Source organism: Peribacillus sp. NPDC055009 (assembly GCF_053608705.1).
Genome location: NZ_JBSGVZ010000029.1, coordinates 1 through 13,378 on the forward strand (window position 1 = coordinate 1; position 13,378 = coordinate 13,378).

Consider the following 13,378-nt stretch of genomic DNA (forward strand, 5'->3'; position numbering starts at 1 on the left):
ATATAATGTTGTCTTAAATAAGTATTTATAAATTTCTCTTATATAATCATTAAGATTTAACATTTGAATTATAAAATATTGTTATAATTTTCAGAATCTAATTTCATACTAATTATATCTCATATAAATAAATGTAGGATATATTTAGGTCTTCATACCTTTAGGGATGCTTTTGCCATCATTTCTCACTTAAATGGAGTGGAAGTCTATCAGATTATGAAGAGTCTGGGCCATGAACAGCTTTTCACTTCAGAAATATATTTGGAGAAAGTTTTTGAAAAAGGACGCCATGCGATTCATTTGTGGTTTGGGGAGTATATATATAAGAAGATCTTCATATTCAGAGGGATTTTTGTGATTTTTGGCGCACTCTTAAAAATCCCATTTCTAAAATGGTTTAAAGATTTAAGAAATGAAAAATAGTCCAGATTTAATAAAAGATAATTCCACACCTACATCTAATTCATGTATGTTTACTTTTTTTATAAAGAAAGAAAAAAATAAAAGAGGGAGAACAAATCATCTGGATGACTTGTTCTCCCTCTTTTTTAGAATCCCTTAGGTAGGCATGACGAAGGAATGATAGGGCCTGGGAGGGAAAGCCACCAGGGGCGGCGTTGGAAAATGTTCATAACAAGTTAAAAAATGGAGTTCTAATATTTAGTTAAAAAAACTCAAATTCAAATATTTAATTCTTCTCCCCGAACTCTTTTCCTGCTGATTTTTTATCCTTTATTTTAAAAGAAATGAGGAAGCTAATTAATGAAAGTACAGCGATGACAATAAATGAGATTTGCGCGCCATACATATCAGGATGTACTATCTCGGGACGCTGCTGAGCATTTTCGGTAGCTGTTGTCATTACAGTAACAAGTATTGCTGTACCTACAGATGCGGCAATCATTTTCATCGTATTATCCATTGCTGCACCATGGGCAATTAACCGTTTAGGCAGCTGGTTTAAGGCGGCCGTTGAAACAGGCATCATAACCATGGCTAATCCGAACATCCGTATACTGTACATTACCATTATAAATGTAAAACTTGTCGAAGGACCAACATCCATAAAAGTAAAGGAGGAAGCGGTTATGAGGAGTAATCCGCCAATAACCAGCCACCTGGCTCCAATCCGGTCAAAAATACGTCCAATGAACGGGGACATTATTCCGGTAATAAGTGCTCCTGGAAGTATGGCTAATCCAGCTTCAAACGCAGTAAATCCTCGCATATTTTGCATAAATAGCGGGATGAGCGTTTCGGCACCTATCAGACCCATAAAGGTAATGGCTCCAATAATAATGGCAAGCGGGAATAATGAATACGTGAACACACGGAACTCCAACATTGGATGCTTCAATCGTAATTGCCTTTTGATAAACCAAACAAGTGAAATTGTTCCAATGCCTAGGGATATGATGGTACTCTCGTCTGCCCATCCATAATTACCAGCAGCTGTAAATCCATACAATAATCCACCGAATCCCACGGAAGATAAGACAATCGAAAGCACATCCACTTTTGGCCGTGTAACTTCTGTTACATTTTTTAAAGCGAAGAACGCAACTATGATATCAATAATAGCAATTGGTAGAATGATAAAGAATAACACCCTCCATGAGTAGGTTTCCGTAACCCAGCCCGACAAAGCGGGTCCAATAGCCGGCGCGAAGGAAATGACCAGTCCGACCAGTCCCATAGCTGCACCACGTTTATGAACAGGAAAAATCATTAGGAATACTGTTTGCATTAACGGGAGCATTATTCCGGCTCCGCTCGACTGAATCATCCGCCCTAGCAGCAACATTCCAAAATTAGGAGCTAGCCCCGCAACCAATGTACCCGTAGCAAAAATCCCCATCGCGGAAAGGAAAAGCTGTCTGGTGGTAAAGCGCTCCAGTAAAAACGCGCTAACAGGGATCATGATCCCATTAACCAGCATAAAAACTGTTGTTAGCCACTGTGCACTATTTGCCGTAACATTCATCTCCTCCATTACAGGAGGAATGGCGGTAATCATTAATGTTTGATTCAAGATCGCAATGAATGTACCCGCAAGCAAAAGAGCAACAATTGTTGTCTGTTTACGATTTGTTGAACTCAATTATGGTCCCCCTTTACGATTTGGAAAAAAACATACTTTTGTAGATTACACGAATTCACATCAGATTTCCAGTAATTTGCTGTTAAAAATAAAAAGCCATAAAGTCGGCATTAAATCATTACTTCCCCTACAACTAAAGGGGATTTTTTTTGAAGAACAGGTTGCAATTGATGCGTATTAGCCTAGACAAAGTGTTGCTGTTGAGCCAAACACGGACGCACTTTCAATAGTCACTCCATTTTAATAGCAGATCAAATAGCGGCAGCAGACATCAAAAGACATCAAAACAATCTTATCAAGTGATCGACTTTTATCGCATAAAAAGCGCTCTTAACTGGCTATAATCACCATTGCAATTACGTTGTGATAATTGCTTAAGGTATATTTCCGTGTTTTGATACCGTAGTCCCTTTAATCTAAAAGTGAATGATACTTTTTTAACTTTGTTCAGCAAAATGTCCATTATCTACAGTATGTTTTTCCGCCATATTCATAGTTTTTTATAAATGACAATAGATGAAAGTCGTCATATTCAGAGTAGTTTTGCTGTATTTTCGACTCTATTGAATGGCGCTCTCTTAAAAGATCCATAAATGGTTTAAAAATTAAAGATATGAAAAATAGTCCAGATTTAAATATATACTAGTGAATATAATTGAGAAATTAAACCCCTTGCGGATGCGATAACCCTAGAATTTCCGGTTAATTTAACTCTTCTATTTAATTCTTTGGCTCTGTTAAACGATTATGTTGATATTTGAATAAAACGAACTCTTGTTCTATAATAGTGATATAAATAAGAACAAAAGTGAGTGGTTTCAAATGACATTAACGGACATTATTAAGGAGATTCAAAAACTCAATACCGCAGACCAACTTCGTTTGAAAGAGTTTTTCACAAAATCTCTTGCCGCATTTTCAGCTAGTAAACCTATTTTTAAAGAGGTGTCCGAACAGAAACATAAAGACGGCTACACTTGCACTCACTATCATTCGAATAATGTTGTCCGATTCGGAAAGTATTCCGTTAAAGTAGGAATGAAAACAATGGAACGGCAGCGTTATCGCTGTAAAGATTGCGGTAAAACCTTTACCGATGTCACGAATACCCCTTTGCGGGGTTCGCACCTTCCTCACAAATGGTTGGATTTTATTCAGTGTATGATTGAAGGCTACTCTTTACGCAAGGCATCTGAGTTGATTGAAGTCCATTATGTCACCCTTTTTTATTGGAGGCATAAGATTTTACCAGCTTTGAAACAAATGGATTTTGACCAATTTTCTGTATTGTTGAAATGGATGAAACCTATTTCCTATACTCTGAAAAAGGGAAACGAAATTTAAATGGGCGTAAAGCTCGCAAACGTGGTGGTGCTTCTCAATTCCGTGGCATCAGTAAAGAACAAGTTTGTGTGCTGATTGCCAGGGACCGTCAAAAACTGACTTATTCCAAAGACTTAGGACAGGGACGTATTGTAAAATCCCGATTGGATAAAGCAATCGGCTCCAAGCTATCCAAATCGAATATCCTTTGTACAGATGCGTGGCGAGCATTTAAAACCTATGCGAAAGACAAAGGACTAGAGCATTATCCTTTCAAATCGGATGGAAAGGAACGTGTTAAAGGGCTTTTCCATATCCAAAATGTTAACAACTATCATAGTCGTCTGAAAGGCTGGATGGACCGTTTTAATGGCGTGGCAACCAAATACCTCAACCAATATTTGAGTTGGTTTCAATTCTTGGATGTAATTAGATTCCGTAATGATTCTACAACGGTAAGCAAAATGGTGATTGATAGTTGTCTATTATCTACCAATGCTACTTATGATAAATTAAGATTATCAACATTTAAGTTATAACTTGCCTTATGGGGACGGGTGAATTTTAGAGAAATGTTAAAAATAACCTAAGTAGGAGGTGAGAAATTGAAAAAACAATATTTTGTTCAATTCTCAGACGATAGTATAAAAGATGATTTTGCCCTTCCAAAAGATATGTTTAAATCAATGGATGTCGGAATTAGAGACATAGATACGGACTTTCTTTATACATTGGCTCAAAATATGTTCAGCTTTCCTGTATTCTTTGTGCTGGAATCTGTGATTTTTGAACATATTGAAAAGATTATTTTGGAAAGGAATATCCCTTACTATAAGTTTGCTTCGGACGGTATTATTATCAAAATTGATTCGGTTGACACACTAGAAGTGATTTGTAGTAGTACGGTTGATTTAGTTTTAAATGGATTGAGCGTGTTTATTTTCTTTGGACAAGGACTTTCTGAAGAGAATTTAGTCCCAACAAGAAACTGGGATAAACCTATTGAATTTAAAAATCTAGCTTTTGAAAAGGTCGATACATTTATTGATGTACACGAGGTTGGACTCACTATATTTAGTAAGAATGACAAATACAACTCCCCTAAAAAAATTACACACTTTATATCAAAAGCCTACTCGCTTGATTTGGAGAACAGCGACATTTAATTAGCTTAAATAAGAACAAAATCAAGGACCTTGATTGAGGTTCTCAATTTATAATTAGCTTATATCAACAATATTATTTAACAGAGCCAATTCTTTAAAGAGCTCAATATTTTCTTTATCCATCCTGCAAATAAAAAGCACCCAATTTAATGGATGCTTAGATTTCCTTTCTTTCGTAATCTTATTTCAAATTTATCACTGAAAAATTCATTTGCATTAAAAATAGTACTAATGTCTGAAATATCACCTATGTTCACAATTAAGGCTTCATCAACTTCTTGATCTGTGAGAACTATGCGATATTCATATTGATTTTCAAAGTATTTATCTTTCCAAAAATAAATATCAGTCCCTTGATTTTTATAAGAGCTCATCCTAGCTGAGGAATTGATGTTATAATCATCATATTTTACCAAGCCCCCTCTGTAAGCATAACCTTTTTCATTGAGTGTTCTAGTAATTCTGTCAATAAATTGCGATGGGGTAACAAAAATTAAGCTATCTCCGAACTCCCTGATCATTTTATCGATTTGTTCATTAGGTAAATCAAATTTGGTATAGTAATATTTTTCATCCTCCTTAACCACTTTTAACATATCGCCGACAATTGCAAACATACAATATAATGGTCTTTTTTTATTTATATTTTTTCTGAAATTCATTTTTTTAGTCCGCCCCGACATTATTAATTCATTGGTATCTTGAGTAAAGAAATTCATTGTTAGTTCCGTAAAAACATGAGTTGCTTCAAATTTGTCTCCTACACCTTTTTCACCTGAAGCACTTTCTATATCAATATACTTTTTAAAATTATTCATATATAAATCTCCAGACAAAAAACTTTCCACAAAAGGTGTGAACTTTATAAATCCAAAAACTTGACCTTTAAATCCAACGTCTGATATTTTCATACTCTTCATTCCCTCCTATTTGACTACTAAATTCGACAAAAGGGACTATTAAGGAACGTTTACTGTTAGTGAACATGTAAGAATGTATGCCTAGTTTACAAAGAATATACTTCATTAAAAAACGCTTATCCAAAGGATAGACAGTCTTCTTCTATACAGTCTTCTTTTTAACCTCTCCTGATTTCATAATCTCTCCCTAATAAAAAAAGCACCCGATTTAACGGATGCCCTCATTTATCTCGTTCATTTCATCAATAAAATCCTTGTAGAAACGACTCAAAATGTAATGTTCTTGACACCTGGGGTTTACCCTTTCCCATTTCATTCTTATTTCTAGTTAGCCTAAAAACACTTCTCCTGCTTCCAAATTAAAACCACAGTTAACCGTTTAAAAAAGTTATGTTAAAAAACGTTCATTAAAAGCAAAGAACATTAATTTCCTTCGAGTGAGGATTAACTAGCATCTAAATAATTTATAGATGAATTTTTTGATTTTGGGCAGTCTTCACATGTTGGTGAAGTTATCCATGTTTCATTGCTTTAATGCCACGTTATCATTCAGCATATATGCTCCGAAAAAATACGAAATAAACACTATCCACTTTTATTGTAGGGTTCTTTTTCAAAATTTAATTAAAGCAGGAATCGTGAATTACCGAATTTCATTAAGGCAGGGTACTGTATAATAGAAAAATAAGTTTACATGTTTTAAAAGCTAATTACATAGCATTCAGCTTATTTAAACTAAAAATTAGCTACATATCGTTAGAAAGGTTGGTAATTATTGTGAGTATAAATCCAAATATGGTGGAGATAGCCTCCCTCCTAGGAGAAACGTCACGTGCAACAATACTTGCAAGTTTACTGGATGGGCGTTTTCATACTGCAGGTGAATTAGCATTGATGGCTGTAATAACACCTCAGACCGCCAGCTTTCACCTTTCTAAATTAGTGGAAGGTAACCTTGTTAAAGTTGAAAAACACGGACGACATCGTTACTATCAGCTAGCAAATGGAGAAATTGCGCATATTTTAGAATCGTTTCTTGCCATTTCCCCACCTCCTCAAGTTCGGTCGTTAAAACAATCAAGCCAAGTTAAAATGCTTCAGGAAGCCAGAACTTGCTATGATCATTTGGCAGGAAAACTGGGAGTCCAATTAACTGAATCGATGTTGAAGGCCGGATATTTGAAAAAAGAAGAGAGAGAGTTTACAGTTACACCCAAAGGAGATCATTTTTTTTCTGAATTCGGCATCGATTTACTTGATTTAAGAAGAAAGCGCCGTTCATTTTCCCACTCATGTTTAGACTGGAGTGAACGTCACCATCATCTTGGCGGAGCTTTAGGGAATGGGCTCCTTACACATTTTTTTGATTTAGGCTGGATTGTCCGTGTTCCATCTATTCGCGCAGTAAAAGTAACACCTAAAGGGAAAGAAGGATTTAAAGAAGTTTTTTGTATAGAGGTATAATTTAATAATCCCTCATGGTGAAAAAGAAAAGGGCTCTTTTCTTTTTCATCTTGAGGGATTTTCTGTCTTTAGCAGCTTAGAACAATCAATACGATTACTATAAAGCTCTTTTAATAAATTTATTTTCCTTTTGGAAATTGCTATTTACAAGATAGATGCCAATGATGATAAACAGTCCGCCAATTAGGAGTGAAGTGTATATCGGTTCACCTAATAGTGCCCACCCTGATAAAACACCGAAGAAAGGTGCCAAAAATAAAAAGGCACTTGTTTTTCCGGGATCACTCTTTTGTAAAAGGTAATACCAAACAGCAAATTGCACGATCGATGACATGATACTTAACCATAACAAAATGAACAACGAATTGCCATTCATTATGAAAAATGGTTTTTCAAGAATAAAGCTGCCAAGTAAAAGCAGTAAACCGCCAAAAAGCATCTGATAGGCAGATAATACCCATGTATCGGAAATCGCTCCCCATTTTTTCGCCAATAAAGTGGAAATGGCCCAGAAAACAGCAGAAAGAATGCCGAAAAGAATACCAACCTTAAATTCAAGTTGCGCTCCCATCGTTATAATCACTCCAACTAATCCTAATAAAACTCCAATCCATTGATATAGTTTATAGCGTGCTTGTGAAAAGATCGTACCGAAAACAACAACAAGTAACGGGTTGGTGAATGTAAGAATGGAGGATTCACTTGCTGTAATCGTGCGTAAACTCAGGAAAATGCAACCCATTACTCCGGCTGTTTGAAAGGTGCCGATTATAAAGATTTTTATCCAACCCCCTTTTGAGTTTGGATGCGGTCTTTTAAAAAAGATTACGATCATCGCCATTATGAGCCCGGCAAGTGTGAAGCGTAATGCTGCTAATAATAATGGGGATGAATAAGGTAGACCAATTTTAACTACTGCAAAAGAAGAACCCATCAAAAATGTCGTTAAAAGTATCAACACTGTAAATTTGTAAACATTCATTTTTTTATCTCCTGACATATTTAAATGACCAATCTACAGATAGTATAGCCGGTGATTATTTCAGCTCTCATCGAAATATGGAATACAAGTGGATCAAACTTAATGGTATCGACATATCATAGGGAATCTTCATATTGTAATTGATATAAGTAACCTCTTTAAATCATCATATTCATTTATTGAAATCAAATTTTAAAAAAGAGTTTGCCTCAATTCTTGAAGTTTTACCTCTTCTATCAAACTTCATGCCTTAAAGCTCTCTCATCAACAACCTATCAGGCTTGTAATTCCTACTTTTCATATATTTCTAGAGGCAAATCATCCGGATCACAAAAAAAAGTAAACCTTTTTCCTGTTAAATCATCAACACGGATAGGTTCGACTGGAATGTTTTCGTTTTCTAAATCTTCAATCGCTTGATTAATATCTTCCACTTCAAAAGCAAGATGTCTAAGCCCTCTAGCTTCAGGATAACTAGGACGATGGGGGCTATCAGGAAATGAGAATAATTCCAGCTGATATTCCCCTCCGACGATAAGATCCAATTTATACGATTTCCTTTCTGACCGATATGTTTCATTCTCGATATCACACCCTAAAATATTCACATAGAAGTTCTTTGACTTTTCATAATCGGAACAAATTATTGCTACATGATGTATTTTTTTTACCTTCATTTGTGTCCTCCCTAAGAACATTGATTATTTTTATAAACTAATTTTACCAAAGTTATACATTAATAAAAACTTAGATTTCATTGCCTCCTTCGGACCCCACTAGTACATCCATTTTCCTTTCAACGGATATAGGTCTTAACACTACTCCAAATAGATTAATTGCAGCACATGGAAAAATTGTATATTTTAATCATGAAAAATACCCTGGCCTTACTGTATGAATATATTGATAATATCTTATAAAAAATAAAAAGCCCTGTTAACTGAATTCAGTAACATCAGGCTTTTAAAGATAGTAGCTGGCAGACTTATATCACTCTCTATATACCATTTCGAACAAACTTTTATAAATCCTAACGCCCACTTTTGCCTTCATTTATATCAATCTATTTTACAGCAGGAATTGTTTGTGGATTTTCTGATATGGAATTTTCCTTACCCGTTTTCAAGGTCATAAAAGCGATAAAACAAACGACTCCGAATGAAACCAATAACCAAACAGCTCCATTAAACGATCCATCGAAAGCGTCTATGACAAAACCGATCGTTAAAGGAGCGATGAAGCCAGCCACTTGCATCCCTAAATTGACCACTCCCACTGCAGAACCTCCGATTGCTTCCGGTAAATACTTCAGCGGCAGACTAAAAATGATAGTGGATAAGGCTGCGGAAAATATAGGTATAATGGATTGATAGATGATAACTCCCGTTACCGTTTCTGCATGAAACATGAGATACACGAATAATGCTAGACCTAATCCACTAAAGCCCCCTATCCATTTTTCCCGACCAACTTTCACTTTATCCAGTACATAACCGGCGATAATATAGAAAGCCACCGACGCTATTGCAGGGATCATCTGTAAAAGACCCATGGAAATTAAATTCAGGCCACGCTCCTGCACTAAGTAAGTCGGCATCCATGACATCACTCCCCAGCTGATGAAACCATATGCAAACGAGGCAACCATCAAACTAAGGACCAAGGGGGTTTTAAACAGCTTAATAAAAGAACCTTTGACAGGAACTTCCGTTAAGGAATCTACTTCTCGCGGGCCCTGACTCCCTACTCTTGGTTTTAAAAAGAACAAATATAGCAACCCAATCGTAAACCCGAAAATCCCAATAATGCCAAACATCATCCTCCATCCGATACTAACAAGCAGAGTGGCTGCTAGAATGGGTGAAATGACACCTGCAACAGTGAGTGCGGAAAGAAACAAAGACATTGCCCGGGATCGCTTTTCTTCCGCAATGGACACTGCTATCATTTTGGCCCCAGCAGGAAAGAAACTTCCTTCCCCCAATCCGAACATAAAACGAATGACCAACAACGATACAAAAGACCATGCCAATCCTGTCAGACTGGTAAAAATGGTAAAACTAAAGACAGAGACAATAAGCACGATTCTTGCGCCGAAACGATCGGCCATCCAACCGCCGGGAATCTGCATAATTGCATATCCTAAAAAGAAGATGCTTAATATCAGACCTGTGGAGGATGCGCTCAATTGGAGGTCATCGGATATATGGACAATCCCATAATTAATGACGAAGCGATCCAGTGCCGAGAACAAATTACCTGCAAAAAGTAATAACAAAATCATTTTTGGATTTTGACCGAATGCTAATTTGTTCACTAGCATAGCCCCCTAGTTTAGCTTTAATTTTCATCACGATTCTTTAAACTCTAAGGAAACAGGATCATGGAGTCTCTAATGTCGAGGATGCGGGTTCAAAGATTATCGGTGCCTTTATGTCAAACATATAGGATTTTCTATTATTATTAGACGCAGTAAATTTCCGGTAAGAAATTAAGTAGTCTTTACCTTTTCTTGTCCATATACTGGGTTTCCATCTATGAAGGTGGCCAGAATTGCTATGTCCTTAATTTCTTCTGGATGAACAGCTGTAGGGTCAGTCTCGAGAATGGTAAAGTCTGCTTGTTTTCCAATTTCTATGCTGCCTGATCGTGACTCATCAAAATTTAGTTTTGCGCCAAAAATAGTCATCGACTTTAAAGCTGTTTCTACATCAATGCGCTGTTCTGGGCCTAAAACATGACCTTCTCTCGTTATTCTATTAACTGCAGCCCATACTGAAAACAGGGGTGAGATTGGGGTAATTGGACAATCGGAATGCAGGGTGAACAATAAATTGTGTGCAACAGCTTCAGCTAACGGACTTATACGCCTTCCACGCTCCGGCCCCAGGAAAATTTGTTTATGCCTGTCTCCCCAATAATATACATGATTGATGAAGAAGGATCCGGCTACATCAAGTTCCCTCATCTTCATGATGTCCTCGGTGGTCGCGGTTTGGACATGTTCGATTCTATGACGATGTCCTGTACGAGGGCTATTGGATAAAGCATATTCATATGCCGCTAATATCGAGCCGATCGCACGATCCCCGTTTCCATGCGTTGTGATCCTAAATCCTCGTCTGTGCAGGTCTAAGACTTCTTCATTAAATGCTTCCTGCTGATGAATGAGATTTCCGTATACATCTTGATTTTGATAATATGGAAGACGTAAAGCTCCTGTTAATCCTTGGATGGAGCCGTCCTGAAACATTTTTGCGCTATCTAATTTAACCCGTCCCCCAGACCTTTCCCTGAGTTCCAGGTCCAATTGAGCTGGAGAATAACCCCCGAATGGCTCTCCTTCACGAAGCTGCTGATGCATGATCATCAGTCTCGTTCGCATCGGATTAATTTTTTGTTCAGCCGCTTTAAGATGAACCTCTAAATCTTCCAAATTATTAAATCCAACTGCCGCATCTGTATTCGTGGTAATTCCTTGAGCGACATAATCTTTTGAAGCCTTTCCTATCATGTCAACCTGTTGCCCAATTGTCATTTGGGGTATGTGATTATTTATTGGTGCCATTGCCGCTGGTTCATAGATTACCCCATTCAGCCTTCCGTTCTCATCCCGTCCATAATGTCCGCCCTGGGGATCAGAAACATCATCAGTTAAACCTGCGAATTGCAAAGCAAGCGAATTTACTGCGGATAAGTGCCCTGAAGTGTGTGTGATGACTACAGGGTTATTTGGCGAAACCTTATCTAAATCACTCCGTGTAACATGGCGCTTTTCATACAAAAGCGTATCATCATAGCCATATCCCTTTACCCATTCGCCATCGGGAGTGTCTTTTGCTTTTGCACCAATCACCTCTAAAATATCTTTTATGGATTGATTGGGCGGTGTACCGCAGTTCACCTGTCCCATCGTTAGTCCATACATCAAAATATGGTTATGAGTATCGATAAAGCCTGGTATTAGGGTGGATCCCTTTAAATCTACAACATCGGTACTTGCTGTAATCTCCACTGCACTTTTAGGTGGCTCACACTCATCCCAAATCCCGACAATTTTCCCATCTGCTACAGCAATTGACCTAGCCCGACGATTCCTGTTATCTAGAGTCAGCACATTTGCATTTTTAAATAAAAGATCGATTTTTATCATAAAATAAAGTCCCTCCCTTTTTTTGGTTTTAAATCCACTTCATTTCGTCATAGTACTAACTTGGCAAACTGACAGATGGAAATACTGAATAGATAGGGCAAATATTTACAAGTCAATCAGGAGTAAAATGACACATCCTTTCTAGAATGAAACAATAGATTTACCCCATTTTACTAGTGGTGTTAACATCACGTCGTCCGAACCAGTATAAAAGGCATAGTTACATTAAAACATTTAAATTTATAATTTTCAATATTTTCTAATAATAACAATAAATATAAGACGATAGATTATTATGTAACTAAAAGGTAGGGGTTCGGAATGTATCACTATATCTACATTTTAAATCCTTATACATTTATATGTAAAAAAAAGCCCTCCAGTATGATTTGGGTGTATGAACACCACTCATCTTACAGAAGAAGCTCTATTAATTGGCACCTCAAACCTAATTTGACTGATTGAGAGACCGAGCGAAATTTATACTGCGGTATATCCGCCGTCGACAATAAGACTTGTGCCTGTAACAAATGATGCATCGTCACTTGCGAGGAAGAGAACGGCTTTCGCCACTTCTTCCGCCCTGCCTAAACGGCCGATTGGATGTAAATCGATCAAACCTTGTCTTATTTCACCTTGTGCTTCGGCAATAAGTGGTGTATCTATATATCCAGGGCAAACTGCATTGACACGAATGCCATCTTTCGCATAAGTCGAACCTAACGTTTGTGTTAACAGTTTGACCCCGCCTTTCGCAGCAGAATATGCTGTTACCCCCGGTTTCCCTGCATGGCTATGGATGGAGCCTGTATTGACAATCGCGCCGCCAGTAGATTGTTTTTGCATTTGCTCTATCGCATATTTATCGGATAGGAAGACACCGGATAAATTAATATCAATCGTTTTTTGCCATTGCTCGTAGCTTAACTCATGAATGTTTCCGTCTCTTGCAATTCCTGCGTTTGCGAACATGATATCCAGTTTTCCATATTTATTAACCGTCTCTTCGATCATATTCTTTACGTCATTTTCATTCGTCACGTCAGTTTTAACAAAAAGAGTATCATACCCTTTTCCATTTAACTCTTCTGACACAGCCTGTCCATGATCAGCAAAATCGGCAATGACCACCTTTGCTCCTTCTTCTGCAAATAATTGAGCCGTGCTTGCTCCAATCCCGCTTGCTCCCCCTGTTACGATTGCCACTTTATTTTCTAATCTCATCTCTAAACACTCCTTAGTTTTTAGTTTCTAATATCCGTTAGAAAA

The 13,378-nt window shown here is 37.2% G+C and carries 9 protein-coding genes and 1 pseudogene; 3 read left to right on the forward strand and 7 right to left on the reverse strand.

Annotation, left to right across the window (positions count from 1 at the left end):
- Positions 1-688 precede the first annotated feature (688 nt).
- The gene (locus ACWF5P_RS25495; RefSeq protein ID WP_434169219.1) at positions 689-2,101 is read right to left on the reverse strand and encodes a DHA2 family efflux MFS transporter permease subunit; all 1,413 of its coding nucleotides are present in this window, start codon (positions 2,099-2,101) and stop codon (positions 689-691) included.
- Between the two features lie 822 nt (positions 2,102-2,923).
- Here ACWF5P_RS25495 and ACWF5P_RS25500 point away from each other — a divergent pair.
- Together ACWF5P_RS25500 and ACWF5P_RS25505 are read left to right on the forward strand one after the other, a co-directional pair.
- Positions 2,924-3,963: pseudogene (locus ACWF5P_RS25500) on the forward strand (IS1595 family transposase).
- Between the two features lie 66 nt (positions 3,964-4,029).
- The gene (locus tag ACWF5P_RS25505) at positions 4,030-4,590 is read left to right on the forward strand and encodes a hypothetical protein (protein WP_434169218.1); all 561 of its coding nucleotides are present in this window, start codon (positions 4,030-4,032) and stop codon (positions 4,588-4,590) included.
- A gap of 146 nt (positions 4,591-4,736) precedes the next feature.
- Here ACWF5P_RS25505 and ACWF5P_RS25510 read toward each other — a convergent pair whose 3' ends face one another.
- The gene (locus tag ACWF5P_RS25510) at positions 4,737-5,501 is read right to left on the reverse strand and encodes a hypothetical protein (RefSeq protein WP_434169217.1); all 765 of its coding nucleotides are present in this window, start codon (positions 5,499-5,501) and stop codon (positions 4,737-4,739) included.
- Between the two features lie 786 nt (positions 5,502-6,287).
- Here ACWF5P_RS25510 and ACWF5P_RS25515 point away from each other — a divergent pair.
- Complete coding sequence (locus ACWF5P_RS25515; protein WP_434169216.1) at positions 6,288-6,974, forward strand: ArsR/SmtB family transcription factor; 687 nt, start codon at positions 6,288-6,290, stop codon at positions 6,972-6,974.
- A 97-nt stretch (positions 6,975-7,071) separates the two neighbouring features.
- On the opposite strand, the gene ACWF5P_RS25520 is transcribed toward ACWF5P_RS25515, so the two are convergent.
- From ACWF5P_RS25520 to ACWF5P_RS25540, 5 genes are all read right to left on the reverse strand, one after another.
- Positions 7,072-7,956, reverse strand: coding sequence for a DMT family transporter (locus ACWF5P_RS25520; RefSeq protein ID WP_452445456.1), 885 nt, complete (start codon positions 7,954-7,956; stop codon positions 7,072-7,074).
- 290 nt (positions 7,957-8,246) lie between these two features.
- Complete coding sequence (gloA2, locus tag ACWF5P_RS25525; RefSeq protein WP_434169214.1) at positions 8,247-8,633, reverse strand: SMU1112c/YaeR family gloxylase I-like metalloprotein; 387 nt, start codon at positions 8,631-8,633, stop codon at positions 8,247-8,249.
- Positions 8,634-9,019: 386 nt separating this feature from the next.
- Entirely contained in the window at positions 9,020-10,273 is a 1,254-nt protein-coding gene (locus ACWF5P_RS25530) for an MFS transporter (RefSeq protein WP_452445457.1), read from the reverse strand.
- Positions 10,274-10,447: 174 nt separating this feature from the next.
- The gene (locus tag ACWF5P_RS25535; RefSeq protein WP_452445458.1) at positions 10,448-12,109 is read right to left on the reverse strand and encodes an amidohydrolase; all 1,662 of its coding nucleotides are present in this window, start codon (positions 12,107-12,109) and stop codon (positions 10,448-10,450) included.
- A 480-nt stretch (positions 12,110-12,589) separates the two neighbouring features.
- Positions 12,590-13,333 (reverse strand): SDR family NAD(P)-dependent oxidoreductase, encoded by a 744-nt coding sequence (locus tag ACWF5P_RS25540; RefSeq protein ID WP_076368734.1) that lies wholly within the window; start codon positions 13,331-13,333, stop codon positions 12,590-12,592.
- Positions 13,334-13,378 lie beyond the last annotated feature (45 nt).

Coding starts and splice junctions, on each gene's coding strand:
- ACWF5P_RS25520 (WP_452445456.1), bottom strand. CDS start 7,956: ATGAATGTTTACAAATTTACAGTGTTGATACTTTTAACGACATTTTTG.
- ACWF5P_RS25510 (WP_434169217.1), bottom strand. CDS start 5,501: ATGAAAATATCAGACGTTGGATTTAAAGGTCAAGTTTTTGGATTTATA.
- gloA2 (WP_434169214.1), bottom strand. CDS start 8,633: ATGAAGGTAAAAAAAATACATCATGTAGCAATAATTTGTTCCGATTAT.
- ACWF5P_RS25535 (WP_452445458.1), bottom strand. CDS start 12,109: ATGATAAAAATCGATCTTTTATTTAAAAATGCAAATGTGCTGACTCTA.
- ACWF5P_RS25540 (WP_076368734.1), bottom strand. CDS start 13,333: ATGAGATTAGAAAATAAAGTGGCAATCGTAACAGGGGGAGCAAGCGGG.